Origin of the sequence: Geothrix terrae (assembly GCF_022808775.1) — a bacterium.
Classification (GTDB): domain Bacteria; phylum Acidobacteriota; class Holophagae; order Holophagales; family Holophagaceae; genus Geothrix; species Geothrix terrae.
Map to the genome: position 1 here is coordinate 139636 of NZ_JAKZLA010000007.1, position 26567 is coordinate 166202.

General features: G+C 67.3%; 32 protein-coding genes and 1 pseudogene. 9 read left to right on the forward strand and 24 right to left on the reverse strand.

The features are described from left to right. Positions 1-36: 36 nt before the first annotated feature. Complete coding sequence (locus MLE42_RS13500; RefSeq protein ID WP_243288409.1) at positions 37-1200, reverse strand: fatty acid desaturase; 1164 nt, start codon at positions 1198-1200, stop codon at positions 37-39. Positions 1201-1289: 89 nt separating this feature from the next. Here MLE42_RS13500 and MLE42_RS13505 point away from each other — a divergent pair, with 89 nt between their 5' ends. The 7 genes from MLE42_RS13505 (at position 1290) to MLE42_RS13535 (ending at position 9748) form a co-directional block, all read left to right on the forward strand. Then, positions 1290-2594, forward strand: coding sequence for a dicarboxylate/amino acid:cation symporter (locus MLE42_RS13505; RefSeq protein WP_243288410.1), 1305 nt, complete (start codon positions 1290-1292; stop codon positions 2592-2594). 108 nt (positions 2595-2702) lie between these two features. After that, positions 2703-4298, forward strand: a complete 1596-nt coding sequence (serA, locus tag MLE42_RS13510; protein WP_243288411.1) for a phosphoglycerate dehydrogenase — start codon at positions 2703-2705, stop codon at positions 4296-4298. A 56-nt stretch (positions 4299-4354) separates the two neighbouring features. Beyond that, entirely contained in the window at positions 4355-5002 is a 648-nt protein-coding gene (locus tag MLE42_RS13515; RefSeq protein WP_243288412.1) for an HAD family hydrolase, read from the forward strand. Between the two features lie 109 nt (positions 5003-5111). Next, the gene (gene moaC / locus MLE42_RS13520; protein WP_243288413.1) at positions 5112-5612 is read left to right on the forward strand and encodes a cyclic pyranopterin monophosphate synthase MoaC; all 501 of its coding nucleotides are present in this window, start codon (positions 5112-5114) and stop codon (positions 5610-5612) included. Positions 5613-5772: 160 nt separating this feature from the next. Continuing rightward, positions 5773-6852, forward strand: coding sequence for a LysM peptidoglycan-binding domain-containing M23 family metallopeptidase (locus tag MLE42_RS13525; protein WP_243288414.1), 1080 nt, complete (start codon positions 5773-5775; stop codon positions 6850-6852). 128 nt (positions 6853-6980) lie between these two features. Then, positions 6981-8912, forward strand: a complete 1932-nt coding sequence (locus MLE42_RS13530; RefSeq protein WP_243288415.1) for a hypothetical protein — start codon at positions 6981-6983, stop codon at positions 8910-8912. A 20-nt stretch (positions 8913-8932) separates the two neighbouring features. Continuing rightward, entirely contained in the window at positions 8933-9748 is an 816-nt protein-coding gene (locus MLE42_RS13535; protein WP_243288416.1) for a purine-nucleoside phosphorylase, read from the forward strand. A gap of 118 nt (positions 9749-9866) precedes the next feature. Here the strand turns inward: MLE42_RS13535 and acs are convergent, their stop codons facing one another. Together acs and MLE42_RS13545 are read right to left on the reverse strand one after the other, a co-directional pair. After that, the gene (gene acs / locus MLE42_RS13540; protein WP_243288417.1) at positions 9867-11813 is read right to left on the reverse strand and encodes an acetate--CoA ligase; all 1947 of its coding nucleotides are present in this window, start codon (positions 11811-11813) and stop codon (positions 9867-9869) included. Between the two features lie 285 nt (positions 11814-12098). Beyond that, positions 12099-13760, reverse strand: a complete 1662-nt coding sequence (locus tag MLE42_RS13545) for an MFS transporter (RefSeq protein ID WP_243288418.1) — start codon at positions 13758-13760, stop codon at positions 12099-12101. Positions 13761-14286: 526 nt separating this feature from the next. On the opposite strand from MLE42_RS13545, the gene MLE42_RS13550 reads away from it, so the two are divergent. Both MLE42_RS13550 and MLE42_RS13555 read left to right on the forward strand, forming a co-directional pair. Next, positions 14287-15027, forward strand: a complete 741-nt coding sequence (locus MLE42_RS13550; protein ID WP_243288419.1) for a metallophosphoesterase family protein — start codon at positions 14287-14289, stop codon at positions 15025-15027. Positions 15028-15029: 2 nt separating this feature from the next. Continuing rightward, positions 15030-16487 (forward strand): serine/threonine protein kinase, encoded by a 1458-nt coding sequence (locus MLE42_RS13555; protein WP_243288420.1) that lies wholly within the window; start codon positions 15030-15032, stop codon positions 16485-16487. A 57-nt stretch (positions 16488-16544) separates the two neighbouring features. Here the strand turns inward: MLE42_RS13555 and rplQ are convergent, their stop codons facing one another. The 21 genes and pseudogenes from rplQ to rpmC all read right to left on the reverse strand — a co-directional run bounded on the left by rplQ (position 16545) and on the right by rpmC (position 26563). Next, positions 16545-16937, reverse strand: coding sequence for a 50S ribosomal protein L17 (rplQ, locus tag MLE42_RS13560; RefSeq protein WP_243288421.1), 393 nt, complete (start codon positions 16935-16937; stop codon positions 16545-16547). Positions 16938-16946: 9 nt separating this feature from the next. Further along, on the reverse strand, positions 16947-17918 hold the full coding sequence (locus tag MLE42_RS13565; protein WP_243288422.1) for a DNA-directed RNA polymerase subunit alpha: 972 nt from the start codon (positions 17916-17918) through the stop codon (positions 16947-16949). Between the two features lie 9 nt (positions 17919-17927). After that, positions 17928-18560 (reverse strand): 30S ribosomal protein S4, encoded by a 633-nt coding sequence (rpsD, locus tag MLE42_RS13570; RefSeq protein ID WP_243288423.1) that lies wholly within the window; start codon positions 18558-18560, stop codon positions 17928-17930. Between the two features lie 15 nt (positions 18561-18575). Further along, positions 18576-18983 (reverse strand): 30S ribosomal protein S11, encoded by a 408-nt coding sequence (rpsK, locus tag MLE42_RS13575; RefSeq protein WP_026852731.1) that lies wholly within the window; start codon positions 18981-18983, stop codon positions 18576-18578. Between the two features lie 12 nt (positions 18984-18995). Then, on the reverse strand, positions 18996-19364 hold the full coding sequence (gene rpsM / locus MLE42_RS13580; RefSeq protein WP_026852732.1) for a 30S ribosomal protein S13: 369 nt from the start codon (positions 19362-19364) through the stop codon (positions 18996-18998). A gap of 9 nt (positions 19365-19373) precedes the next feature. Next, positions 19374-19490, reverse strand: coding sequence for a 50S ribosomal protein L36 (gene rpmJ / locus MLE42_RS13585; RefSeq protein ID WP_243288424.1), 117 nt, complete (start codon positions 19488-19490; stop codon positions 19374-19376). Between the two features lie 18 nt (positions 19491-19508). Further along, positions 19509-19727 carry a translation initiation factor IF-1 gene (gene infA / locus MLE42_RS13590; RefSeq protein WP_026852734.1) on the reverse strand — a complete coding sequence of 73 codons (219 nt, stop codon included), beginning with the start codon at positions 19725-19727 and terminating at the stop codon, positions 19509-19511. Further along, complete coding sequence (locus MLE42_RS13595; protein WP_243288425.1) at positions 19724-20383, reverse strand: adenylate kinase; 660 nt, start codon at positions 20381-20383, stop codon at positions 19724-19726. Before MLE42_RS13595 ends, infA begins: the two co-directional genes overlap by 4 nt. Then, positions 20380-21735, reverse strand: a complete 1356-nt coding sequence (gene secY / locus MLE42_RS13600) for a preprotein translocase subunit SecY (protein ID WP_243288426.1) — start codon at positions 21733-21735, stop codon at positions 20380-20382. The genes MLE42_RS13595 and secY overlap by 4 nt, the downstream gene beginning before the upstream one ends. A 6-nt stretch (positions 21736-21741) precedes the next feature. Further along, complete coding sequence (gene rplO, locus MLE42_RS13605; protein WP_243288427.1) at positions 21742-22203, reverse strand: 50S ribosomal protein L15; 462 nt, start codon at positions 22201-22203, stop codon at positions 21742-21744. 3 nt (positions 22204-22206) lie between these two features. Beyond that, complete coding sequence (gene rpmD / locus MLE42_RS13610) at positions 22207-22404, reverse strand: 50S ribosomal protein L30 (RefSeq protein WP_243288428.1); 198 nt, start codon at positions 22402-22404, stop codon at positions 22207-22209. Position 22405: 1 nt separating this feature from the next. Further along, positions 22406-22933 (reverse strand): 30S ribosomal protein S5, encoded by a 528-nt coding sequence (gene rpsE, locus MLE42_RS13615; RefSeq protein WP_243288429.1) that lies wholly within the window; start codon positions 22931-22933, stop codon positions 22406-22408. 9 nt (positions 22934-22942) lie between these two features. Then, complete coding sequence (gene rplR / locus MLE42_RS13620; RefSeq protein WP_243288430.1) at positions 22943-23305, reverse strand: 50S ribosomal protein L18; 363 nt, start codon at positions 23303-23305, stop codon at positions 22943-22945. Between the two features lie 9 nt (positions 23306-23314). Next, complete coding sequence (gene rplF, locus MLE42_RS13625; protein WP_243288431.1) at positions 23315-23851, reverse strand: 50S ribosomal protein L6; 537 nt, start codon at positions 23849-23851, stop codon at positions 23315-23317. 48 nt (positions 23852-23899) lie between these two features. Then, entirely contained in the window at positions 23900-24295 is a 396-nt protein-coding gene (rpsH, locus tag MLE42_RS13630; protein ID WP_243288432.1) for a 30S ribosomal protein S8, read from the reverse strand. 12 nt (positions 24296-24307) lie between these two features. Further along, positions 24308-24493: a type Z 30S ribosomal protein S14 gene (locus MLE42_RS13635; RefSeq protein WP_026852743.1), complete on the reverse strand. Its 186-nt coding sequence runs from the start codon at positions 24491-24493 to the stop codon at positions 24308-24310. Between the two features lie 18 nt (positions 24494-24511). Next, complete coding sequence (gene rplE, locus MLE42_RS13640; RefSeq protein ID WP_243288433.1) at positions 24512-25075, reverse strand: 50S ribosomal protein L5; 564 nt, start codon at positions 25073-25075, stop codon at positions 24512-24514. Between the two features lie 380 nt (positions 25076-25455). Beyond that, a pseudogene (rplX, locus tag MLE42_RS13645) lies at positions 25456-25698 on the reverse strand (50S ribosomal protein L24); the annotation flags it as partial. A gap of 20 nt (positions 25699-25718) precedes the next feature. Next, positions 25719-26087 carry a 50S ribosomal protein L14 gene (gene rplN, locus MLE42_RS13650; RefSeq protein ID WP_026852746.1) on the reverse strand — a complete coding sequence of 123 codons (369 nt, stop codon included), beginning with the start codon at positions 26085-26087 and terminating at the stop codon, positions 25719-25721. A gap of 9 nt (positions 26088-26096) precedes the next feature. Beyond that, positions 26097-26354, reverse strand: a complete 258-nt coding sequence (rpsQ, locus tag MLE42_RS13655; protein WP_026852747.1) for a 30S ribosomal protein S17 — start codon at positions 26352-26354, stop codon at positions 26097-26099. Positions 26355-26362: 8 nt separating this feature from the next. Next, the gene (gene rpmC, locus MLE42_RS13660; RefSeq protein ID WP_026852748.1) at positions 26363-26563 is read right to left on the reverse strand and encodes a 50S ribosomal protein L29; all 201 of its coding nucleotides are present in this window, start codon (positions 26561-26563) and stop codon (positions 26363-26365) included. Between the last annotated feature and the right edge of the window lie 4 nt (positions 26564-26567).

Below are 26567 nucleotides of genomic sequence, written 5' to 3' on the forward strand. Positions count from 1 at the left end.
ACCCCATGATCCCATATTGCCCGGGCCGGGTCGGCCCTAGGCGTACACCAGCGCAGACCGCACTTCCAGGCGGGCGGCCTTCCACTCGGCCCAGGCGCTGCGGAGCTCGGCGCGGTGCAGGGCCAGGGCGGCCTTCCACTCGGCCTTGGCCTCGCGCCAGGCCTCGGCTTTGGCTTGGCCCTTCGCTAGGCCCTTGGCCCGCCACTCGGCCTGCTTCGCCTGCCAGGCTTCGTGCCGGTCATGCAGGGCGGCCAGGGCCGTGTCCAGCTTCAGGCGGGCGGCCTCCAGGCGGTCCCGCATGGGGTGGGCGCTGCCGGGGCTGGCCAGGGCCAGGCGCTCGCGCAGGCGCTTCTCCTCCATGTGGAGGCGGGCCCGGGTCATGGCCGCGGCGGGCACCCGCCGGAACTGGCCCACGAGGCCCATCCAGCCCAGGACGTTCAGCAGCCACTTGGTGGTGTCCCACTGGTACCAGAGGGCGCCGTTGCGGTAGTCCCACTGCCAGAGGTGGTGGAAGTTGTGGTAGCCCTCGCCGTAGGTGAGGGGCGCCAGGATCCAGTTGTCGCGGGCCGTGTTCGCGTCCGTGTAGGGGCGGCTGCCGAACATGTGGGCGGCGCTGTTGATGAAGAAGGTGGTGTGGTGCGTCACCACGATGCGCAGCACCACGCCGAAGACCAGGTGGCCCAGAACGTTGCCCGTGGCCAGGCCGATCACGAGGGGGATGCAGGCCACCACCGCCCCGATGAGGAAGTGGTGCCGGTGCTGCCAGCGCACGAGGGGATCCTTCTCCAGGTCGGCCACGCCGGCCAGGGCCAGGCCCTTGGCCTCCATGACCCAGGTCCAGTGGGCGTACCAGAAGCCCTTGCCGATCTGGTAGGGATCCTGCTCGGTGTCCACGTGCTGGTGGTGCACCCGGTGGTCGCTGGACCACTTGAGGACCGAGTTCTCGAAGGCCGCGGCGCCGAAGCAGAGGAAGAGGAAGCGCACGGGCCAGGAGGCCTTGTAGGCCCGGTGGCTGAAGAGCCGGTGGTAGCCGCCGCTGATGGCGGTGCCCACGGCGAAGATCATGGCGAGGAAGACCAGCCCTTCGCTCCACCGCAGGCCGGAGGTGGCCAGCCGCCAGGGCACCAGCGCCACGGCCAGGGCCAGGGTGCCCGTGAGGAAGAGCGTGTTGAGCAGGTTCCAACGCTTGGATGGGTTCATTCCATAGACTCCAAAAGGAAGCTCAATTCTACCGGAGGACTGTCACAGGAACCCCATGCCAAACTGGGCGATTCCCTCGTGAGGTTTCTGTGACGCCGAAGCGCCCCTGGTACCGCTCCAGCACCTTCTGGATCTTCATGGGCCTGATCCTGGGCGTGCTCCTGGGCGGCTCCCTGCCCCAGGACCAGTACCCCTGGGCCTACGACACCTTCCGGTTCCTCTCCAAGGCCTTCATCAGCCTCATCAAGGGCCTCATCGTCCCGCTGCTGGTCTCCACCATCATCGTGGGCATCGCCCAGACCGGCGACATCCGGGCCGTGGGCCGCATGGGCGCCAAGGCCCTCATCTATTTCGAGGTGATCACCACCCTGGCCCTGTTCATCGGCCTCTTTGTGGCCAACTGGCTGAAGCCCGGGGCCCACCTGCCCATGGACATGGGCGCCCACGCGGCGGTGGCCACCGCCAAGGCGAAAACGGGCTGGGAGATCGCCCTCCACATGTTCCCGTCGAACCTCATCCAGCACGCGGCGGACGCGGACATCCTGCCGGTGGTGATCTTCGCGACGATCTTCGGCATCGCCCTCACGAAGGTGGGCGAGCGCGGACAGCCCGTGCTGGCCTTCTTCGATGGCGTGGCCCAGACCATGTTCAAGTACACGGACTTCGTCATGACCCTCACGCCCCTGGGCGTCTTCGGCGCCATGGCCTACAACGTGAGCCACATGGCCGCGGGGCACGCGGTGAACGGCGCGGTCATCAAGGGCTGGCCCGCCGTCTTCCACCTGCTCAAGCAGTACAGCCTCCTGGTGGGCAGCCTCTACCTGGCCCTGACCCTGCTGTTCGTCCTGGTGTTCGTGCCCGTGGCCTGGCTGGCGGGCATCCGCGTCCTGGGCTTCGTGAAGGCCATCAAGGATCCGGCCCTGACGGCCTTCAGCACCGCCAGCAGCGAGGCCGCGCTGCCCAAGCTGCTGGAAGAGGTGGTGCGCTTCGGCGTGCCGCGCCAGGTGGCCAGCTTCGTCATCCCCACGGGCTACAGCTTCAACCTGGACGGCTCCACCCTCTACCTGGTGCTGGCCAGCCTCACCATCGCCCAAGCCGCGGGCATCCACATGAGCCTGGGCCAGCAGTTGCTGATGGTGTTCACCTTCATGCTCACCAGCAAGGGCGTGGCGGGCGTGCCCCGGGCGACGCTGGTGATCATCGCCGCCACCTGCGGCAGCTTCGGCCTGCCGGGCGAAGCGGGCATCGCCATGCTGCTGGCCGTGGACGAGATCATGGACATGGCCCGCACCACGGTGAACGTCATCGGCAACGGACTGGCCAGCGTGGTGGTGGCCCGGTGGGAGGGCGTGTTCGGGACGGACCCGGAGCTGCTGCCGGACCAGGAGGTCTGATCAGTCCCTACCGGGAGTAGGCGGCGGAATCCTTGTCTTGAAAGCCTTTCGCCGGTACCCTGGTGGATTCCCACTGCGGCGCAGCATCAGGATCCGACCGGGGGCCCCATGAAGATCATCGTGACCGACGAGGTGACCGGCGAAGGCCTAGCCCTGCTCCAGCGGGACCCGCGGGTCACCCTCGACGTGAAGCTGGGGCTGTCCCGGGAGGCGCTGCACGCCTGCATCGGCGGGTACGACGCCATCATCACCCGCAGCGGCACCACGGTGGACAAGGCCCTGCTGGACGCCGCCACGAACCTGAAGATCGTGGCCCGGGCCGGCGTGGGCATCGACAACGTGGACGTGGACTACGCCAGCTCCAAGGGCGTCATCGTGGTGAACGCGCCCTTCGGCAACACCAACAGCGCCGCGGAGCACACCCTGGCCCTGCTGCTGTCCGCCTGCCGCCACGTGCCGGCCGCGGACGCCAGCCTCAAGGCCGGGGAGTGGAAGCGGGCGAAGTTCACGGGCGTGGAGCTGAAGGGCAAGACCGCCGGCGTCATCGGCCTCGGCAAGGTGGGCGGCCGTGTGGCCACGCGGCTCAAGGCCTTCGAGTGCGAGGTGCTGGGCTGCGATCCCTACATCAGCGCCAAGCGGGCCCAGGACCTGGGTGTGCGCCTGGTGGACCTGGACGAGCTGTGCCGCACCTGCGACATCCTCACGGTGCACACGCCCCTGAACGACGAGACCCGCGGCATGATCGGCCCCGACCAGCTGGCCCTGATGAAGGAGGGCGTCATCCTGCTCAACGTGGCCCGGGGCGGCATCCTGGACGAGCCCGCGCTTCTGGCGGCCCTCGATGCCGGCAAAGTGGCCCTGGCCGCCGTGGACGTCTGGTCCGAGGAGCCCCCCAAGTCCGAGCTGCTCAAGCGCCTCATCGGCCACGAGCGGGTGGTGGTCACCCCCCACCTGGGCGCCAACACCCAGGAGGCCCAGGTGAATGTGGCCATCGACGTGTCCCGCGAGATCCTCAGCTACCTGGACCGGGTCCCCCTGGAGAACGCCGTGAACCTGCCCCGCTTCGATCCGGCGGTCATGGACCAGATGCGGCCCTACTTCAAGCTCATGGCCGTGCTCAGCGAGTTCGGCCTCCAGCTGGTGAAGGGCAGCCTGGACCGCGTCACCTTCGGCTTCTCCGGCGCCATCGCCCACCACGACTGCTCGCCCCTCACCGTGAGCGGCCTGGCCGCCCTGCTGGGCCGGGCCACGGACCAACCCGTGAACATGGTCAACGCCAACCTGGTGGCCGAGCGCATGGGCCTGGTGGTGGAAGAGCGCAAGTCCACCGAAGGCGGCGCCTTCTCCAACCTGGTCACCCTCACGCTGGAGGGCAGCGGGAAGACCCGCGTGCTGTCCGGCACCCTCTTCGAAGGCACCCCCCGCATCGTCCGCCTGCGGGACTACGCCATGGACTTCATGCCCGAGGAGCACATGCTGCTGCTGAGCTACCAGGACCGCCCGGGCATGATCGGCAGGATCGGCACGGTGCTGGGCCAGCACGACGTCAACATCGCCTTCATGAACCTGGGCCGCCGCGAGAAGAAGGGCGAGGCCATGGTGGTGCTCTCGGTGGATTCGCCCGTGCCGCCCGCCGTGATCGCCCAGCTCCAGCAGGCCACGGAGGCCACCTTCATCCGGGCGCTGCACCTGCCTTCGGCCTGATCCGGAGGGCGGAGCCCCACCGCGCGGTCTGCCATCATGGAGGCCGGGAGGCCTCTTTGAAACTCATCGCCTGGGACTTCGACGGCACGCTGGTGGACAGCCGCCCCCTCATCGAGGCGGGCATGGCCCACGCCCTGGACGCTCTGGGCCAACCGCGCTCGGTCATGGACGAGTGGCTCAAGTACGTGGGCCTGCCGGTGGAGGCGGGCATCCGGAACACCTTCGGCCCCCTGGGCCTGGACTACGACACGGTGCTCAAGGCCTACCGCAGCTTCGGCCATGCGGAGCACGAGCACCTGATGCAGCCCTTCGAGGGCATCCCCGAGCTGCTCGAGGAGCTGCGGGGGCGCGGCCAGCGCATGGCGGTGGCCACCTCCAAGCGCCGGGTCCCCCTGCTGCGCCAGATGGCCCGGTGGGGCTGGGAGGCCTACTTCGACCCCATCATCACCCCCGATGAGGTCACCCACGGCAAGCCCCACCCCGAGAGCCTGGAGAAGATGCAGGCCCTGACCGGCCTGGCCCCGGAGGAGATCCTCATGGTGGGCGACACCCCCTTCGACCTGGACATGGCCCGGGATGCCGGGGTGCCCAGCCTGGCCGTGGGCCACGGCTTCTACTCCCAGGAGGCCCTGGCCGCCTGCGGCCCCCTGGCCTACGCGCCGGACACGGCCGCGCTCCGGGACATTCTCCTGGCCTATCTATGATCCGGGGGGGACCGCCTGCTCGCCTCGCTCGCGATGTCCCCCCCGGAGCCCCCCGCCTCGATCTCAGGCTAAGCCTGAGATCGAGGCCATCCCCAACCCAGGAGCCGACATGGCCGAGCTGACACACCTCGATCCCGAAGGCCGCCCCAAGATGGTGGACGTCTCCGCGAAGGCCGTGACGCGGCGCCTCGCCGTGGCCGCGGGCTACCTGGAGCTGGACGCCCCCGCCGCCGAGGCGCTGTCGAAGGGCGGCGGCCCCAAGGGCGATCCCTGGTCCGTGGCGCGGATCGGCGCCGTGGGCGGCGTGAAGCGCGCCTCGGACCTGATCCCCCTGGCCCACCCCCTGGCCATCGAGGCCGTGGACGTCGTCCACCACTGGGACCCCGCCACCCGGCGGGCCTGGCTCCGGGTGGCCGTGAGCTGCGAGGGGCGCACGGGCATCGAGATGGAGGCCCTGGCCGGCGTGACCGTGGGCCTGCTGGTGCTCTACGACATGCTCAAGGCCGTGAGCCACGGCATGGCCCTCGGGCCGGCCCGCCTCCTCCGCAAAGAGGGGGGGCGGCGGGGCACCGTGACCCTGCCCTGGGAAGGGTGCCCCTGGGCGCCCTGAGCCCGCCACGCCAGTTGGAAAACATTTGCATATGCAAGGTTCCAGGACCCCGGTAGGATTGGGGACTGGACTGTTCCTTATTCCATCGTCGACCGGGGTCACGACCCCCCCAAGGAGGCCTAGCGAAGCAGGCTTTTCCGTTCCAGCCGGGAGTTCATTCATGCGTCTTGCCGTCTTGACCCTCGTTCTCGCGTCCCTCAGCCTCGGCCTCCAGGCCGCCCCGAAGCGGACCTCCAAGAAGACCTCCTCCAGGCCCGCCGATGATGGTGCCGTCCACATCGTGCGCAAAGGCGAGACCGCTGCCGCGATCGCCCGCGCCCATGGCATGAGCCTGGCCGACCTGACCGCCCTGAACCCCGGACGGAAGCTGTCCAAGCTGTCCCTGGGCATGAAGCTGAAGGTGCGCGCCTCCAAGGCTGAGACCCGGGCCGAGACCCGGGCTGCGGCGCCGGAGGCGGAAGAATCGGCCGTCCAGCCTCTCCCGGCGACCCCCCGGCCCGCCCTCGCCGCCCTGCCCGCGCCCGCCGTCGTGCCCCCGGCGCCCATGCCCCACCTGGAGCGCCTGCTGCCCTACCAGGTCCGCGCCGTGGCTCCCGAAGCCCGGACCGGCGGGACCTCGGGCCACCTCGAGGCGCACCTGCCTCCGGACAACCCCTCCCAGCTCCTGGCCCGCATGCAGCCGGTCATGCCGCCGGTCAGCGAGGCCGAACTGAACGCCCTGCTGCCCACCTTCACGCCGGCCGACCCGGGCCACCTCGACCTGCTCTGGCCCGTGGAGACCCGGACCATCAGCTCCGCCTGGGGCCCCCGGATGCGCACCAAGACCGTGCGGGTGAAGAACCAGCGCAAGAAGCGGATCCGCTACAAGGGCCGGCACCGCGGCATCGACCTCAACGCCCCCGCCGGCACGGCCGTGTTCGCGGCCCTGGACGGACAGGTGGTGATGGCCGGGAAGCACAAGCAGTACGGCAACTTCGTGGTGGTGGATCACGGGAACGGCGTGGCCACCCTCTACGCCCACCACCAGCTGAACCTGGTCCATGAGGGCGACATCGTCCGCCGGGGCCAGAAGATCGCCGAGGTGGGCCGCACGGGCAACGCCACGGGTCCGCACCTCCACTTCGAGCTCAAGATCGATGGGGTTCAGCAGAATCCCCTGCCGGTCCTCAACGACGAAGAAGAGGTCTCCGCCGAACTCGCCGCCCAGAACGCCCTGCTGGGGGCCGGCGCCAAGCGCTGAGCGCCACCAGGTACTCTGAACCTCCGCGCCACCCGCGGCACTGGAAGGAAGCGCCCCACCGTGTCCCGGCGCGGGACCGGCCGCGGACGCCATGCTAGACTTGATCCTTTCGCCGTTCTGAGGTGGTCATGCCGTTGTACCGAGCTACCCTTCGGGCCCTGGGGGCCGTCGTGCTTCTGGCCTCGGCGCTGGCCTGCGGGGGGAAGAAGGGCGGGGATAGTGCCGCCGCCACCACCATCACCGTCTCGGGCACCGTCACCTACACTCGCGTGCCCCTCGCCACGGACGCCAATGGCGTGCCCACGGGACTGGTGGACAGCACCGTGGCGACGAACCTCAAGTCGATGCCCGCCCGGTACGCCAAGATCCGGGTCTATCAGCGCAACGACCAGCTCAACCCCGACGGGGTGACCAAGTCCACCTCCTGGATCCAGGTCTCCTCCAAGGACGATTCGACCTACACCGACGCCAACGGGGCCTACAGCGTGACGGTGGCCAAGGACAAGCCCCTGATGGTCGAGCTCCTGAGCACCTTCGACGGGGGGGGGACCCCGGTGAACCTGATCGGCGATCCGGCCGGGATCAACAGCACCATCCCCCAGGCCACCCGCTACCGCTACGCGATGCGCAAGGCCGTGGACGGCACCGCCCCCTCGGGAGATCCGACACCGTCGGCCCTCCCCGCCGGAAACAGCGTCGTCAACTTCACGGTCGGGCTCTCGGATGCCTGGTGGCTGGTCGATCCGACCCTGTTTTCCGGCTACCTCATGTCTCCCGAAGGGGTCAACCCCGTCCTTGAGACCAGCCTGCCCGGCAGGACCACGGGCACCGGCAGCCGCGTCCTCGCCATCGGCGACACCATCGCCAGCTTCCGGAACGCCTTCGGGACCGCCACCCCTGGCACCGTCCTCGACCTCCACTATGCTCCGGGCGTGTCGGAACCCCGCGGCTCCTTCGTGGAATTCGACCAGTCTGTCTATCCCCTGTCCTACGACTACCTTCGCCAGTCTTTCCATTATTTCGGATCCATCCAGGGTGGCCCGACCAACGACGATGCCTGGGACGAAGGCGTCATCCTGCCCCTGATCGCCCGTGGCGCCCTCTATGCCAGCGGATCCGGCCGGACCTTCTCCATCCCCCGGGCCCCCCTGTTCCCCGTCGGCGCGGCCCTCGCGGACCTGAGCCCGGACATGGCCCGCATCGAAGGCCTGGCCGAGGCCATGGCCGCCGATGTCCTGAAGTCCCCCTACCTGGCGGACACCCAGGGCACCGGCCTGGCCGCCCCCGTCGTCGACATCCGGGATCTGAGCGGGCTGACCTCCGCCCAGCTCACGCCCTACGCCGCCCCCGCCCTCCGCGCCATGGCCTGGGAGATCATCCTCAAGGCGAACAGCCTCGCCAGCCCGGGGACCTCCACCGATTGGGCCAAGATCGACCCCATGGCCACGGCCAGGCTCTTCCTGTCCCCCAGCAGGACGAACTCCGACGGCCTCCGGGATTCGGAACCGCTCAACATCTACTCCCAGGTCGCCCGCCTCAAGGAGCTCAAGACCGCGGCCGAGCCGGTCGATCTCGCGGCAATCTTCACGGATTCGACCTTGAGCGCCCTCACGACGCCCTTCGGCGTGCCCTGGCCGCGGCCCACCACCGGGGCCCTGGCATCCTTCGTGGAGAATTGGGGCACGGATCCCAACGCCCTCACCACCCCGCTGGCCCCCTTCACCCTCAGCATGGCCAAGGCCGTCCAGGTCCGGGGCAGCTATCCGAACCAGTCCGAAGGCGAAGTGTTCTACAGCGGCTTCAACGTCAGCGCCGACCGGCGCTACGTGGTCGGCGTGAGCATCTCCCCGGCCCTGGCGCCCGGGAGCGAGGTGGATCTGGACCTGCCCTTCATCGACCGGAGCTTCGCCTTCACCGGCGCCGGCGGCACCACGGGCGTCGTCACCCTCATCGCCTACCGGACCCCTCCGGCCTACCATCCGGTGCGGGTGCGGCTGAAGAGCCCGAGTGCCATCCAACCCGACGTGATCGTGACCGTGAGCTTCACGCCCAGCCTCTAGTCCTCCGCCCAGGAGACGCCATGACCGCCTCTTCCGCCCTCCAGGCCCTGCAGGCCCGGGCGCCCTTCGTCCCGGATCTCGCCATCGTCCTGGGTTCGGGCCTGGGCGCCCTGGCGGAAAGCCCCGAGGCGAAGGCCGGCGTGGCCGTCCCCTTCACGGACCTTCCGGGCTTCCCGGCCCCCACCGTGGCCGGCCACGGCGGCAAGCTGGTCTTCTGCGAGTTCGAAGGCCGGAAGATCGTCCTGCAGGCGGGGCGCTTCCACTTCTACGAGGGCCATCCCATGCCGCTCGTCGTCACGCCCATGCGCCTCTACGGGCGCCTCGGCGTGAAGGCCGTGCTGCTGACGAACGCGGCCGGGGCCCTCAACCCGGCCTTCGGCGTGGGGGAGCTGATGGCCCTCACGGACCACATCAACCTCTTCGGCACCAACCCCCTCATCGGCCCCAACGTGGAGCCCGGCCCGCGCTTCCCTGACATGACGGCGGTCTACGACTCGGCCTTCCGGACCCATCTCAGGGCCTGCGCCACGGGCCTGGGCCAGACCTTGCGCGAGGGCGTGTACCTGGGCCTGACGGGCCCCAGCTACGAAACGCCCGCCGAAATCCGGGCCTTCCGGGTGATGGGCGCCGACGCCGTGGGCATGAGCACTGTGCCCGAGGCCATCGTGGCCCGGCACGAGGGCATGCGCGTGGCCGGAATCTCCTGCCTCTGCAACATGGCCGCCGGCCTCCTGCCCCAGCCCCTCACCCACCAGGAAGTGCTGGAGGCCGGAGCCGCCGCCGCTGGCCGCTTCGAGGCGCTGGTGCGCGCCTTCGTGCGGGACCTGCCGTTGTAGAGGCCTGAACACCCGTCTCCCTGTTGTGGGAAAGAAGAAGCCCGGCTCTGCCGGGCTTCTTCGCGGGGGCCCGGGGGTGTGCGCGCAGCGAAGCGGAGCGCGGAACCCCCGGACGGTATCAGGCGTTGCTCTTCTGGTGCTCCTCCACGAGCCGGCTGACCACGTCCGGTTCCGCCAGGGTGGAGATGTCGCCCATGCCGTCGTATTCGCTGGAGGCGATCTTGCGGAGGATGCGCCGCATGATCTTGCCGCTGCGGGTCTTGGGCAGGCCCGAGGCGATGTGGATGACGTCGGGCGCGGCGAAGGCGCCGATGACCTGCCGCACCTGCTCCTTGAGGGCGCCGACGAGCTGCTGGTTGTCGGCGAACCCGCTGTTGAGCAGCACGTAGCAGTAGATGCCCTGCCCCTTGATGGGATGCGGGTAGCCCACCACCGCGGCTTCCGCCACGGCCTCGTGGGCCACGAGCGCGCTCTCCACCTCGGCGGTGCCGAGGCGGTGGCCGCTCACGTTGATCACGTCGTCGATGCGGCCGGTGATCCAGTAGTAGCCGTCCTCATCGCGCCGGGCGCCGTCCCCGGTGAAGTAGTAGCCCGGGTACTGGGTGAAGTAGGTCTCGCGGAACCGCTTGTGGTCGCCGTGGACCGTCCGGGCCTGGCCTGGCCAGGGGGCGCCCAGGCAGAGGGCCCCCTCCACGCCGTTGCCCTCGATGGGCACGCCCGTGGAGGGATCCACGATGACGGGCTTCACGCCGAAGAAAGGCAGGGTCGCCGAGCCGGGCTTGGTGGGGGTCACGCCCGGAAGGGGGGTGATGAGGATGCCGCCGGTCTCGGTCTGCCACCAGGTGTCCACCACCGTGCAGCGGCCTTCACCCACCACATCGTGGTACCAGCGCCAGACCTCGGGGTTGATGGGCTCGCCCACGGTGCCGAGGATGCGCAGCGACTTGCGGCTGTACTTGTGGATCCAGCTGTCGCCCGCCTGGGCCAGGGCGCGCAGGGCCGTGGGGGCCGTGTAGAGGATGTTCACGCCCAGGTCGTCCACCACCTGCCAGTAGCGGCCCGCATCCGGGTAGAGCGGCGTGGACTCGAAGATCACCGTGGTGGCGCCGTTGGCCAGGGGGCCGTAGACGATGTAGCTGTGCCCCGTGACCCAGCCGATGTCGGCGGCGCACAGGTAGATGTCGTCGGGGTGGTAGTCGAAGACCAGCTTGTGGGTGAAGGCCGCGTAGGTGAGGTAGCCGCCGGTGGTGTGCAGCAGGCCCTTGGGCTTCCCGGTGCTGCCCGACGTGTAGAGGATGAAGAGGGGATCCTCGGCGCCCATCCACTCGTTGGTGCAGGTGGAGCGCTGCCGCGCGGCCTCTTCGTCCAGCCACAGGTCCCGGCCGGGCTGCATGGGCACGTCGCTGTCCGTGCGCCGGGCCACCAGGACCGTCTCCACCAGGGACATGCCCTCGATGGCGCGATCCACGGTCTTCTTGAGGGGCACTTTCTTGCCGCCGCGCAGGCCCTCGTTGGCAGTCACCACGACCTTGCAGCGGGCATCCACGATGCGATCCCGCAGGGACTCGGCCGAGAAGCCGCCGAAGACCACGGAGTGCACCGCGCCGATGCGGGCGCAGGCGAGCATGGTGTAGACCAGCTCGGGAATCATCGTCATGTAGACGCAGACCCGGTCGCCCTTCTTCACGCCATGGGAGAGGAGGACGTTCGCCACGCGGGCCACGTGGTGCTTGAGGTCGCGGTAGGTGATGTGGGTATAGACGCCGGGCTCGTCCTGGGCCCAGATGATGGCGTCCTTGTCGCCCAGGTGGGGCAGGTGGCGATCCACGCAGTTGAAGCAGGCGTTGAGGCGCCCGCCCAGGAACCAGGAGAAGTCCACCTCGTTGTAGTCCGCGTCGAAGACGGACTGCCAGGGATGGAACCAGGTGAGGGACTTGGCCTGTTCCCCCCAGAACCACTCCGGGTTGTCCAGGGACAGTCGGTACAGGCGGTGGTACTCCTCCATGGTCTTGATGTGGGCCCGCTCCCGGATGTGGGGCTTCACGGGGTAGAGGTCTTCGGACATGGGTCGGCTCCGTGCCAGAGGGTGAGATGAAGGCGGGAAATGGCGGAGGAGCGTGTGGATGCCGGTGGAGGCCTGGATCTCCACGCAGGTCCGTCAGGCTGTGAAAGACGTTGGAAGGGGGGAGGAGGCGATCATTCTCCGGCCCGCTCTGCCCCTTGTCCAGCACTCGTTACCTCGGGTAGAGCCTCCAGTCCGGTGCCCAGAACCCAAGCGGTGGGGTCGGGCGAAGTCCCCTCCGCCCGACCCCTTCTGCCTTCCCGGCGGCCCGGCCGCCGGGAAGTCCGATCAATGCTGGTAGGTGGTGATGTCGCGGTCCTTGGTCTCCTTCAGGAAGAGGGCCCCGATCACCACGGTCATGAGGGCCACGATGACGGGATACCAGAGCCCGAAGTAGATGTTGCCCTTCAGGGCCACGATGGCCGTCGCGATGAGGGGCAGCATGCCGCCGAACCAGCCGTTGCCGATGTGATAGGGCAGCGACATGGAGGTGTAGCGGATGTTCGTGGGGAAGAGCTCCACCAGGAAGGCGGCGATGGGCCCGTAGACCATGGTCACGTAGATGAGGAAGACGAACAGGATCAGGAGGGTCATGGGGTAGTTGACCTTGGACTTGTCGGCTTCCTTGGGATAGCCGAGGTCGTTCAGGGCCTTCTTGAGGGCGCCTTCCGAGGCCGCGTTCCAGCCTTCCACTCGGGTGGTGGTGACCTGGCCCGTGGCGGTGTTCCTGCCCTGGATCGTGGCGACCACCATCTTGCCGGCCTCGGGCGCCACCTTGGTGAAGTTGAGGCCCTGCTTGCCGAAGAAGTCGTTCACGCGGTCCAGCTCCGTGAACTTGCTCCAGGGGCCGACGAAGAGGTTGAAGGTTTCGTCCTTGGGATTGCCGGCCACCGTGATCACGGTGCTGTTCTGGAAGGTCTCCAGGGCGGGGTTCACGTAGTGGGTCAGCTGCTTGAACAGGGGGAAGAAGGTGACGGCGGCGATGAGGCAGCCCGCCAGGATGATCTTCAGGCGGCCGATCTTGTCCGACAGCCAGCCGAAGAAGATGAAGAAGGGCGTGCCCAGCAGCAGGGAGGCGCCGATGAGCATGTAGGTGGTCTGGTAATCCAGCTTCAGCGTGATCTGCATGAAGAAGAGCGCGTAGAACTGGCCGGTGTACCACACCACGCCCTGGCCCGCGGTGGCGCCGAGGAGGGCGAGCAGCGCGTACTTGTTGTTGGGGTACTTCAGGAAGCTGTCGCTGAGGGGAGCCTTGGAGGTCTTCCCCTCGGCCTTCATCTTGGTGAAGATGGGCGACTCGTGCAGCTTCAGGCGGATCCAGACGGACACGCCGAGCAGGAAGATGGACACCAGGAACGGGATGCGCCAGCCCCAATTGGCGAAGGCCTCCTTGGTCATGGTGCCGCGGCAGGCCATGATGATGCCGAGGCAGAGGAAGAAGCCCACGGTGGCCGTGGTCTGGATCCAGCTCGTGTTGTAGCCGCGCCGGTCATGGGCGGAGTGCTCCGCCACGTAGGTCGCGGCGCCGCCGTACTCACCGCCGAGGGCCAGGCCCTGCAGGAGGCGCAGCGTCACCATGATGATGGGCGCCAGCCAACCCACCGTCTCGAAGGTGGGCAGGAGGCCCACGCCGAAGGTGGAGAGGCCCATGACCATGATGGTCACGAGGAAGGTGTACTTGCGCCCGATGAGGTCGCCGATGCGCCCGAACACCAGGGCGCCGAAGGGGCGGACCAGGAAGCCCGCGGCGTACGCGGCGAACGCGGACAGCAGGGCGGCCGTGTCGTTCCCCTTGGGGAAGAACAGGTGGGCGAAGAACGGCGCCAGCGTGGCGTAGAGGTAGAAGTCGTACCACTCGAACACCGTCCCCACGGACGAGGCGACGATCACCATGCGTTCTTCTTTGGTGAGCGGGGTCTTGGTGGCGATTTGCTCGGTTACGATTGCCATGTCGTGTTGCCTCCTTGAATGTTCCTTCGGTTGAAGCTGGGCGTTCAGTGGTCCTTCTCGTGGTCGAGCCGGATGGCAGCTCAGGTGCGGAACCTTTCGAAATCCCCCTTCGTGAGGCCGGCTGAGCCGGGATGGTGGTCTGAGTACGCCCGGATGGCTCCAGGCTGAATGCGACGGATCGTTATGGGGTTCGCGGTGGACATGCCCCGCGGAACAGGTTTGGATTGGGTTGGCTGATCACTAGCTAACGCACTCCTTTCCTCCCGGTCAAGCAAGTCCATGTCCGGAGACCCATTTTTTTTGGGGCGGGAAAATTTGCCGCAAGTCTCGCTCTAAAGCGACCTTGTGATCGCCTTCGGGCCGGATGCCGGCCGCGGGAAGGCGCCATTCGCGACCCTGCCGACAGGGGTTGTCAGATTCCGCGCCTCCGCGCGGGGACATGGGTTCTCGGGGCGAGAGAACCGGACTCCGGCGCGCTCGAGCCCCTATCATGGTCTCTGACCCTCCACCCCTTCCGGATGCCCCCATGCGCATCGCCCTCCTGGCGGATATCCATGCCAACCGGCTCGCGCTGGAGGCCTGCCTGGAGCATGCCCAGGCACGGGGCGCGGAGCGGCTCGTCTTCCTCGGCGACTATGTGGGCTACGGCGCCCAGCCGAACGACGTGGTGGAGCGCATCCAGGCCGAGGTGAGCCGGGGCGCCATCGCGGTGGCGGGCAACCATGATCAGGCCGTGGCAGAGGATCGGGAGTCGATGACTTCCGACGCCGAGACCGCCATGGCCTGGACCCGCGGCCAGCTCGGCCCGGAGGCCCGCGAGTTCCTGGCCAGCCTGCCCATGCGCTTCGAGGACGGTCCGCGCCTCTACGTGCACGCCAGCCCCCAGACCTACCCGCCGTGGCTCTACATCCGCGAGGGCCGCGACGCCCGCCGGGCGCTGGAAGCGAGCCGGGCCCAGATGGTCTTCTGCGGCCACACGCATGTTCCCGCCCTGCACGGCATCACCGCCACGGGGCAATTGGTCTCCTTCAAGCCCGTCCCCGCCGTGCCCATCCCCCTGCTGATCCACCGCCGCTGGCTGACCGTGATCGGCTCGGTGGGCCAACCCCGCGACGGCCATCCGGGGGCGGCCTACGCCATGCTGGACACGGCCTCCTCCGAGCTCACCCATTTCAGGGTGGCCTACGACATCCAAGCCGCCGCGACCTCCATCCTGCAAGCCGGCCTCCCGCGCGCCCTCGCGGCCCGCCTCCGGAAAGGGCTCTGACCATGCCGCAGACGGCCATCGCACCTGGGACCAACCTTGATGGCTTCCTCGTCGGGGAGCGGATCCACCGGGGTGGCATGGCCTCGCTCTGGGCCGCGTCCCATCCCGGATTCGACTTCCCCTTGCTGGTCAAGGCGCCCGTGCTTTCGGAGGGCACGGATCCCGCCGCCATCGTCGGCTTCGAGATGGAGCAGATGATCCTTCCCCGGCTGTCGGGCCCGCATGTGCCCCGGTTCATCGCCACGGGCTCCACCGGCTTCCAGCCCTACCTGGTCATGGAGCGGATCCCCGGTCCCAGCCTGCTACCCCTGCTGCCCCTGCTGCCCCTGCCCGCCATGGATGTGGCCGCCCTGGGCGCCCGCATCGCCACGGCCCTGGACGACTTGCATCGCCAGCGGGTGGTCCACCTGGACGTGAAGCCCTCCAACCTCCTCACACGGCCCACCGGGGAGATGGTGCTCATCGACTATGGACTCTCCCACCACGAGGAGCTGCCCGACCTGATGGGCGAGGAGTTCCGCCTTCCCTACGGCACGGCACCCTACATGGCCCCGGAGCAGGTGCTCGGCCTGCGCCGGGACCCCCGCAGCGATCAGTTCGCCTTGGGGGTGCTCCTGTACTTCTTCGTCACGGGCGTGCGGCCCTTCGGCGACCCCCAGCGCCTGTCCGGCCTGAAGCGTCGGATCTGGCGCGATCCGGTGCCGCCCCGCCGGCTCCGCCCGGACTGCCCGCCCTGGCTCCAGGAGATCATCCTGCGCTGCCTGGAGGTGCACCCGGCCTGGCGGTATCCCACCGCGGCCCACCTGGCCCTGGCCCTTCGCCATCCGGACCAGGTGAAGCTCACGGCCCGCTCGGAGAAGCTCCGGCAGGATCCTTTCACCACCGTGCTCCGGCGCCGCTTCGCCGACCGCGAGCTGGTCCTCCCCGGCGGGAAGACCCCCAGCCGGAACGACGGCGATGCGCCGATCCTCGCCGTGGCCATCGATCTCTCCCCCGAGGCCGCCCCCATCGCCGGAATCCTGCGCAGCATGGTGGCCCACATGCTCCCCGCCCTCCCCGGCGCGCGGGTGGCCTGCCTGAACGTGTTCAAGCTGGGGCGCATCACCCTGGACGAGCAGGTGGACGCCGAAGGCCGGAACCGCCACCTGCAGCGGCTCGTGGAGCTGCGCCACTGGGCCGAGCCCCTGGGCCTCGAGGAGGGACGAATCAGCTTCCACGTCCTGCAGTCGCCGGACCCCGCGGGAGCCATCCTCCAGTACGTGAACGCCAACCACGTGGATCACGTGGTCATCGGCGCCCGCGCCAGCTCCCTGCGGCGAACGCTCCTGGGCAGCGTGTCCAGCCAGGTGGCCGCGCAGGCGCCTTGCACCGTGACGGTGGTGCGGGCCCGGCGCTTACGGAAATTCGACTTCAAGGACGAACCCGAGGACAAGGGCGAGGGCACCTGGACCGTGGGCTGAGACCGTACATGGGAACGCCCCGGCGGGCCGGGGCGTTCCCATGGCTGCGGCGGAATGCTACTCGGCGTCCTCGGCCTTCGGCTCGGGGAGGGTGTAGTCCACGAACTCGATGAGGGCCATGTCGGCCGCGTCGCCGAGGCGATGGGCCATCTTGAGGATGCGGGTGTAGCCGCCGGGACGACTCTCGAAGCGCTTGCGGAAGTCGGCGCCGAAGAGCTTCTGCACGGCGTCCTTGCTTCCGAGGCGGGCCATCGCCAGGCGGCGGTTGGCGACCGAATCGGTCTTCGCGAGGGTGATGAAGGGTTCCACGAAGCTGCGGAGCTCCTTGGCCTTCACCAGGGTGGTCTCGATGCGCTCGCTCTGGATCAGGGCGGTCGCGAGGTTCTTCATGAGGGCCTTGCGCTGGTTGGTGGTGCGGCCCAGGCGCTTGCCGGAAACGTTGTGACGCATGGGGGCTCCTTACACTTCCTGCTCGAGCCGCATGCCGAGGGAGAGGCCGATGCGAGCGAGCTCGTCCTTGATCTCCTGGAGCGACTTCTTGCCGAAGTTCTTGGTTTTCATCAGTTCAGCCTCGGTCCGCTGGACCAGCTCGCCGATGGTGGTGATGTTGGCGTTGCGGAGGCAGTTGTTGGCGCGGACGGAGAGCTCGAGCTCCTCGACGGACTTGCCCAGCCAGGTGTTGGCGGCCTCGGCGCCCAGGGTGGCGGCGCCCATCTCCATCTCGGTGAAGTCCTCGTCCTGGCGGGCGAACACGAGGAAGTGGTCGCGCAGGATGAGGGCCGCGTCGGAGACGGCTTCCTTGGGGTTGACGGCGCCGTTGGTCCAGACCTGGAGCGTGAGCTTCTCGTAGTCGGTGCTCTGGCCCACGCGGGCGGGTTCGACGATGTAGTTCACGCGGATGATGGGGCTGTGGTTGGCATCCATGGGGATGAAGCCCAGGCCCAGGCTCTCGTCGTGGTTGTGGTCTGCGGTCACGAACCCGCGGCCCAGACGCACCACCATCTCGATCTCCAGCTCGCCCTCTTCGCCCAGGGTGGCGATGTGGATGTTGGGATCCACGACCTCCACGTTCTGGTTGCAGCGGATGGCGGCCGAGGTCACCGTGCCCTCACCCTTGGCGGAGATGGTCACCGTCTGGGGCTCGGGGCTGTGCAGCTTGAACGGCACTTCCTTGAGGTTCAGGAGGACATGGGTGATGTCCTCCCAGACGCCCGGAAGGGTGGTGAACTCGTGCATGACGCCCTTGATGCGGACGTTGGTGACAGCCGCGCCCTGGATGCTGCTGAGCAGCACCCGGCGGAGGCTGTGCCCCACGGTCGTGGCGAAGCCACGCTCGAAGGGGTAGGCCACGAATTCTCCGTAGGAGTCCGTGAGGGACCCGGGGGTCACCTCCGCGAATCGCGGCCTCTGGAAATCGCTGAGGTTCAGCATCCTGCCCCCTTACTTGGAATACAGTTCAACGATCAGCTGCTCGTTGATGTCCAGGGTGATGTCCTCGCGGGCCGGCGCGGCGAGCACCTGGCCCTTGAAGGCGGCGGCGTCCAGGGAAAGCCACTTGGGAATGCCACGCCCGGTGGAGGTTTCGACGGAGGTCTTGACGCCGTCGTTCTCGCGGGCGCGCTTGCCCAGCTCCACCGCCTGGCCAGGCTTCACCTGGTAGGAGGGGATGTCCACCCGCTTGCCGTTGACCAGCACGTGGCCGTGCATGACCATCTGGCGCGCGGCGGTGCGGCTGGGCGCGAAGCCCAGGCGGTAGACCACGTTGTCCAGGCGGCTCTCGAGGAACCCGAGCAGGTTGTGGCCGGTGACGCCCTTCTTGGCGTCGGCCTTCTCGAAGTAGTGGCGGAACTGCTTCTCGAGCACACCGTAGATGCGCTTCACCTTCTGCTTCTCGCGGAGCTGCAGGGCGTAGCCGGTGGGCTTCTTGATCTTCCCCGCGCCGTGCTGGCCGGGAATCTTGCCCTTGCGGGTCTCGAAGGAGCACTTCTCCTTGAAGCAGCGCTCGCCCTTGAGATAAAGCTTCATGCCCTCGCGGCGGCAGAGGCGGCAAACGGCGTCTGTGTAACGTGCCATGTCTCTCCTCCTCTCTTAAACCCGGCGCCGCTTGGGCGGCCGGCAGCCGTTGTGGGGGATGGGGGTGACGTCGCGGATGCTGGTCACCTGGATGCCGGCGGCGTTGAGGGCGCGGATGGCGCTCTCACGGCCCGCACCGGGGCCCTTGACGCGGACGTCCACCGAGCGGACGCCCTGCTCCTTGGCGGCCTCGGCGCAGACGCCGGCGGCCACCTGGGCTGCGAAGGGCGTGCCCTTGCGGGTGCCGCGGAAGTTCTGGTTGCCGCTGGAAGCCCAGCAGAGCATGTTCCCCATCGGATCGGAGATGGAGATGATGGTGTTGTTGAAGGACGCCTGGACGTGAGCCACGCCGTGGGGGACGTTCTTCTTTTCCTTCTTCTTGACCACCTTCTTGCCGGCGGTCCGGGTCTGGGTCTTTGCCATGGTTTCCTCGCCTTACTTCTTCTTGCCGGCCACGGTGCGCCGCTTGCCCTTGCGGGTGCGGGCGTTGGTATGCGTGCGCTGGCCACGGACGGGGAGGCCCTTCCGGTGGCGCAGGCCGCGGTAGCAGCCGATGTCCATGAGCCGCTTGATGTCGAGGGCGATGTTCTTGCGGAGGTCGCCCTCCACGGTCTCCTCGGCGGTGATGACGCGGCGGATGCGGCCGACCTCGTCCTCGGTCAGGTCGCGCACCTTCGTGCCGAAGTCGACCTTCGCGCGGGTCAGGATGCTGTGCGCCTTGGCGCGGCCGATGCCGTAGATGTAGGTGAGCGCGATCTCGATGCGCTTGCCGATGGGCAGATCAATGCCTGCGATGCGTGCCATCGTGTCTCCTTAACCCTGACGCTGCTTGTGCTTGGGGTTCTTCTTGCAGATGATCCGGTTGATGCCTTCGCGCCGGACCACTTTGCAGTGCTCGCACAGCTTCTTGATGGAGGGCCGAACTTTCATGGTGTCCTCTCGTGTCGTTTACTTGAATCGGTAGATGATGCGGCCGCGGGTCAGGTCGTAAGGGGTGACCTCGACGAGGACCCGGTCACCGGGGAGGATGCGGATGAAGTTCTTGCGCATCTTCCCGCTGATGTGCGCCAGCACCTGGTGCTTGTTTTCCAGTTCGACCCGGAATACCGCGTTGGGCAAGGCCTCGACCACTGTGGCTTCGAGCTCAATGGCTTCTTCTTTGCTCAAGCGCGTTCTCCGAAGACGTGACGCAGCGATTCAAACACCAGCTCCGGCGCGCGATTGCCATCCACGCTCCGGAAGGTCGGCCGATGCTTGTAGAAGCCGAGGAGCGGCTGGAAGGTCGAGTGGAACTCGGCCATCCGGCTCCGGAAGGCTTCAGCGGTGTCGTCGGAGCGGTGCTTCAGGGGACTTCCGCACAGATCGCAGACACCGGCCTGCTTGGGGGGCTTGGACTCCAGGTGGTAGATGGCGCCGCAGGCGTTGTTGCTGCAGACGCGCCGGCCCACCACACGGGCTTCCAGCACATCCTGGGGGACATCGACCAGCACCACGTGACCCGTCTTCATGCCCTTGGAGGAGAGGAAGTCTTCCAGGGCCTGAGCTTGCTGAAGGGTGCGTGGGTAGCCGTCGAACAGCACGTCAGAGGTCTCGTCCAGCAGCCGCGCGAAGACAAGGCCATTGACGGTGTCGTCGTCCACCAGTTTTCCCTCGGCCATGATGGCTTTCGCCCTCAGGCCGATCTCCGTCCCTTTCGAGACGGCATCTCTCAGAATGTCACCGGTTGAGAGGTGAGTCAAAGAGAATGTTTCCACCAGGCGCTTGGCCTGGGTGCCCTTCCCGGAGCCCGGGGCCCCGAGGAGGATGTTCGCGATCAGACTCATGCCTCACCCCTGCGGGTGGAACGGCCGCGGATGCGGCCCTTCTCGAGGAATCCGTCGTAGCGGCGCATGACCAGCAGACTTTCCAGCTGGGCCGCGCTGTCCATGGCCACGCCCACCACGATCAGCAGGCTGGTGCCGCCGAAGTAGAAGTTGAGGCCCTGGATGTTGTTGGTGATGAGCAGGGGCACGATGGAGACCAGGGCCAGGTAGATGGCGCCCACGAAGGTCAGCTTGGACAGGATGCTGTCCATGAAGACGCTGGTCTCCTTGCCGGGCCGGATGCCCGGGATGTAGCCCCCGGACCGCTTCATGTTCTCGGCGGTCTCATCGGGATTGAAGACGATGCTGGTGTAGAAGAAGGAGAAGAAGACCGTCACCCCCACGAAGACCGGCGTGTAGATCCAGAAGTGGGTCTGGGGGCTGAGGTAGGCCGCTGCCTTGGCCAGCCACTCCCAGCGGGTGAACTGGGCGATGGTGGCCGGGAAGAAGATGACGGAGCTGGCGAAGATGACGGGCATCACGCCGGCGGTGTTCACCTTCAGCGGCATGTAGGAGCTGCGCTGGCTGGACATGCCGGCCGAGTCGGCCCGGCGGGCGTAGTGGATGGGGATGCGCCGGTAGGCGTTCTCCACCAGCACCACGGCCAGCAGCACCACGGTCATGGCGCCGATGAGGAGGATGAAGATGCCCGGGGGCGGGACGTTCGGGGCGTTCTTCAGGGACTGGGTGATCATCACGGTCAGGGTGGTGAGGCCCTGGGGCAGACCGGCCACGATGCCGGCGAAGATCAGCAGACTGATGCCGTTGCCGATGCCCCGCTCGGTGATCTGCTCGCCGATCCACATGACGAAGATCGTGCCCACGGATAGGGTGAAGGCCGCCAGGAAGCGGAAGGCCGTCGGCGAGATGGCGTTGGTCACCACCTCGAGGCCGGGCGCGTTCTGGCTCTGGGCCAGGGAGGCGATGCCCATGCCCTGGATGAAGGCCAGGAGCACGGTGAGGTAGCGGGTCCACTGGGTGATCTTCTGCCGGCCGGCCTCGCCTTCCTTCTTCTGGAGGTTCTCCAGGTAGGGCACCACGGCCCCCATCAGCTGCAGCACGATGCTGGCCGTGATGTAGGGGGCGATGCCGAGGGCGAAGACCGAGAACTTCTTGAACGCACCACCGGAGAACAGGTCGACGACGTCGAAGAGCCCGCCGCCGCCGCGCTTGAGCGCGGCGGCCAGGTTCTCGGCGTTCACCCCCGGCACGCTGACGTGCACCCCCAGGCGGTAGATGGCCAGGAGGATGAGGGTGAAGAGGAGCCGCTTGCGCAGCTCCGGGATTGCGAAGAGGTTCTTGAGGCGGTTCATCGGCCGTTACTCGGCAGACTTCGCGCAGGGCTCCTGGATCGTGCCACCCTTGGCCAGGATGGCTTCACGGGCGCCCTTGGTGATGCGGTCGGCCACGACGTTCACCTTGGTGGTGAGTTCGCCGCTGGCCAGCACCACGATCTTCTCGACGCGGGAGTTGACGAGCTTCTTGTCCCTGAGGGCATCCAGGCAGACCGTCTCGCCATCCTTGAAGTGGATGGAGATGAGGCCGAGGGTGATCTCCTTGGTCTCGGGAGCGAAGATGTTGGTGAAACCGCGCTTGGGCAGGCGGCGGACGAGGGGCATCTGGCCGCCCTCGAAACCGCGCTTGCTGCGGTAGCCGGACCGGGACTTCTGGCCCTTCTCGCCGCGGCCGGAGGTCTTGCCGAGGCCGGAGCCCTTGCCGCGGCCCAGGCGCTTGCGGGTCTTGGTGGCGCCCTCAGCGGGCTTGAGTTCGTTGAGCTTCATGACCTACCCCTTCACCTGAACGCTGATGAGATGGGGCACAAGCTTGACCATCCCATGGACGTTGGGGGTGTATTCGCATTCGCGGGTATCGCCGGGACGCTTCAGACCGAGGGTCTGCATGAAGGCCCGGTGCTTGGGAGTGGTGCAGATGATGGAGCGCTTGAGGGTCAGCACCACCTGCTTGCCGATGAACTGCGACATGTTAAACCTCCGCCTGGTCCAGGCCCCGGTTGGTCAGGACCGTGTAGGGATCCATGAGGTCCTTCAGCCCTTCGAACGTGGCGCGAACCACGTTGTGGGGGTTGGAGGAGCCCAGGCTCTTCGTCAGCACGTTGTGGACGCCGGCGGCCTCCATGATGGCGCGCACCGCGGCGCCGGCGATGATGCCGGTGCCCTCGGGGGCCGGCTTCAGCAGCACGCTGCCGGAGCCGAAGATGCCCGTCACCGGGTGCGGCAGGCTGCCGTTCGAGGTGAGGGGGACCTTGATCATGTTGCGCTTGGCGCTCTCGATGCCCTTCTTGATGGCGGAGGGCACTTCCAGGGCCTTGCCGAGGCCGAAGCCGACCTTGCCGTTGCCGTCGCCCACGACCACCAGCGCGGAGAAGGAGAAGTTCTTGCCTCCCTTCACCACCTTGGTGACGCGGCCCACGTAGATGACCTGGTCCTTGAATTCCCCGGCTTCGGGATTGTTGCGGGTTTCCTTGTTGTCCTTGAGCTCTGCAGTCGCCATGGTGATCCCCTAGAACTGGAGCCCGGCTTCGCGGGCGCTGTCAGCCAGCGCCTTGACGCGGCCGTGATAGACGTAACCGTTCCGGTCGAACACCACTGCGGTGATGCCCTTCTCCTTCAGCCGGGCGGCGATGCTGGCGCCGACGGCCTTGGCGGCCTCGATGTTGGCGCCGTTCTTCAGCTTCTCGCGCAGGTCCTTCTCGAGGCTGCTGGCGGAGGCCAGGGTGATGCCCTTGCTGTCGTCCACCGCCTGCACGTAGATGCGCTTCAGGCTCTTGTAGATGGTGAGGCGGGGCCGCTCGGGCGTGCCGCTCACGCGGCCGCGGATGCGGGCCTTGGTCTTGTCACGCCGAATGTTGATATCGTTCGCCATGGGTTCCCCTTACTTCCCGGTCTTGCCGGCCTTGCGGCGGATGACTTCGCCGGTGTACATGACGCCCTTGCCCTTGTAGGGCTCGGGCTTGCGGAACTTCCGGATGTCGGCGGCGACCTGGCCCACCAGCTGCCGGTCGATGCCGGTCACGACGATGTGGGTGGCCTTCTCGACGGCCATCTGGATGCCCGCGGGAGCCTCGTACTTGATGGGATGGCTGTAGCCGAGCTCGAGGTTGAGCTTGGCCCCGTCCATGGCGGCCTTGTAGCCGACGCCGACGATGTCCAGCTCCTTCTTCCAGCCCTCGGTCACGCCGGTGACGGCGTTGCCGAGCAGGGCGCGGGTCAGGCCGTGGTAGGCACGGGTCTGGGGCTCATCGTTGACGCGGGTGAGGTTCACGGAGTCGGCCTGGACTTCGAGGGTGATCCCGGCGGGGATCGGGCAGGTGAGCTTGCCCTTGGCGCCCTCGACGACGGCCTCGGACCCGGTGACTGTGACCTTCACGCCCTTGGGCAGCGTCACGGGCTTCTTTCCGATTCGAGACATGGTGGATTCCTTAGATGAGGGCGGGCATGCCGCCCATTTCAGGATGGGTTACCAGACGTGGGCGAGGACTTCGCCGCCGACGTTCTGCTTCTTGGCGTCCTTGCCCGTCAGGAGACCCTTCGGGGTGGACAGGATGGCGATGCCGAGGCCGCCGTGGACCTCGGGGATCTCCTGGGCGCCGGAGTAGATGCGGAGACCGGGCCGGGACACGCGGCGCAGGCCGTGGATCACGTTCTCCTTGTCCTTCACGTACTTGAGGTTGAGGATGAGGTACGCGCGGCCCTCGTGCTCCACCTGCTTGAAGGAATGGATGTAGCCCTCCTGCTTCAGGATGCCGCAGAGGCCGGCCTTGATCTTGGAGGCGGGCACCACCACGGCATCGTGACCGGCCATGATGCCGTTGCGGATGCGGGTGAGGTAATCAGCGATGGGATCGGTATGCATGGTCCCCTCTCCTTACCAGCTGGACTTCTGGACGCCCGGCAGCTCGCCGTTGAGGGCGAACTTGCGGAAGCACAGACGGCAGAGTTCAAACTTGCGCATGAAGCCCCGGGGCCGGCCGCAGCACTTGCAGCGGTTGCGGTGCTGGGTCGAGAACTTCGGCTTGCGCGAATCCTTGACGATTTTGGAAATCTTGGCCATCGGTATGATCTCCTTAGCCTATTTGCGGAAGGGCATACCGAGGTGGGCCAGCAGGGCCCGCGCTTCGGCGTCGTTCTTGGCGGTGGTCACGAAGGTGATGTTCATGCCCTTCATCTTGTCCACCTTGGAGTAGTCGATCTCCTGGAAGATCAGCTGATCCTTGAGGCCCAGCGTGTAGTTGCCGCGGCCGTCGAAGGACTTGGTGGGCACGCCGCGGAAGTCGCGGACGCGGGGAAGGGACAGGGTCACCAGGCGGTCGAAGAACTCCCACATGCGGGGACCGCGCAGGGTCACCATGCAGGCGATGGGCATGCCGGCGCGCAGCTTGAACTGGGCGACACTCTTCTTGGCCTTGCGCACGACGGCCTTCTGGCCGGCGATGGCGGTCAGCTCGTCAACAGCCACGTCCAGGACCTTGATGTTCTGGATGGCGTCACCGACGCCCATGTTGATGACGATCTTCTGCAGGCGGGGCACCTGCATGGCGGAGGTGAAAGCGAACTCCTCCTTGAGCTTCGACACCACCTCCTGGTGGTAGCGAGCCTTGACGCGGGGCTCCGCGTGGTCCTGCTTGGCAGTCATGGATGCCTCCATTTCCGTGGGGCGGCTATGCCCCAGGGGTTCGGGAGGGCGGGGGGGCTTGGGACGGCGGTCCGGCCCGTTTCCCCCCAACCTCAGTTGTCATGGCGCGGGATGCGCCGTGGATTCCCACCCCGCGCACGGGGCAGAACGAAGATCTTCCCACGAACGAGGGGCCCCTGGGAAGGGAAAGTCTTGGATTTCAAGCCCGATTCCGACGATTGGCAGTGCCCGTTCGACCGTTTCGGGAAAGCCCGAGGAGGCTCCGCCTCCGAGGGCGCGGGGTCCGGGGTGTGCGCGCGGCGGCGAAGCGGAGCGCGGACCTTAGATCCCTGCAACGCATGCGTTGCGGGGAAACCCCCGGAGAAAGATCAGGCCCTTTTGCGCGTGCCCTTGCCCGTCTTGGCATCGAGGAGCATGACGTTGGAGGCGTGGATGGAGGCCTCCTTCTCGATGATGCCGCCGCCCTCGCCGGTCTGGGGATTGGGCTTGGTGGCCTTCTTGATCATGTTGACGCCGGCGACGACCACCCGGTTGGTGGCGGGGCTGACCTTGGAGATGGTTCCGGTCTTGCCCTTCTCCTTGCCGGCGATGACGACGACCTGATCGCCCTTTTTGAGCTTCATCTTGGTGGTGGTGGCTTCCATTACAGCACCTCAGGGGCGAGGGAGACGATCTTCATGTACTTCCGCTCGCGGAGCTCGCGGGCCACGGGGCCGAAGACGCGGGTGCCCACGGGCTCGCCATCCTTCTTGATGATGACGGCGGCGTTCTCGTCGAAGCGGATGTAGGAGCCGTCCTTGCGGCGGTAGGCCTTGCGCTGGCGGACGATCACGGCCTGGACGACGGCCTTCTTCTTGACCGTGCCGCCCGGGATCGCTTCCTTGACGGAGGCGGTGATCACGTCGCCGAGCTGGGCGATCTTGCCCACACCGCCGCCCAGGGGCAGGATGCAGCAGATCTTCTTGGCGCCGGAGTTGTCGGCGACGGTGAGCATGGTTCCCATCTGGATCATGTGAGCTCCTTACTCGCCGGCCTTCTGGACGATCTCGAGGACCGTCCAGCGCTTGCGCTTGGAAAGGGGGCGGGTCTCCACGATCTTGACCACGTCGCCGATGCCGCAGGCGTTGGTCTCGTCGTGGGCCATGAACTTGGCGGTCTGCTTGACCGTGCGGTGGTAGAGCGGGTGCTGGAACTTGCGCTCCACCTTCACCACCACGGTCTTGTCGGCCTTGTTGGAGACCACGACGCCGTTACGAATCATCTTGTTTTCGAGGCTCATGGGATCTCCTAGGCCAGCTTCGTCGCCAGGGCGGTTTTGACACGGGCGAGCTCACGGCGAGTCTTGCGGATCTCGGCGGTGTTCTCGACCTGGCCCACGGCGTGCTGGAAGCGGAGGGTGAAGCGCTTGGCGGCCAGTTCGGCCTCCAGCTGCGCCAGCTCCTCGACGCTCTTGCCGGTCAAATCGGAAAAGGGATTCTTCTTGGTCATGGCG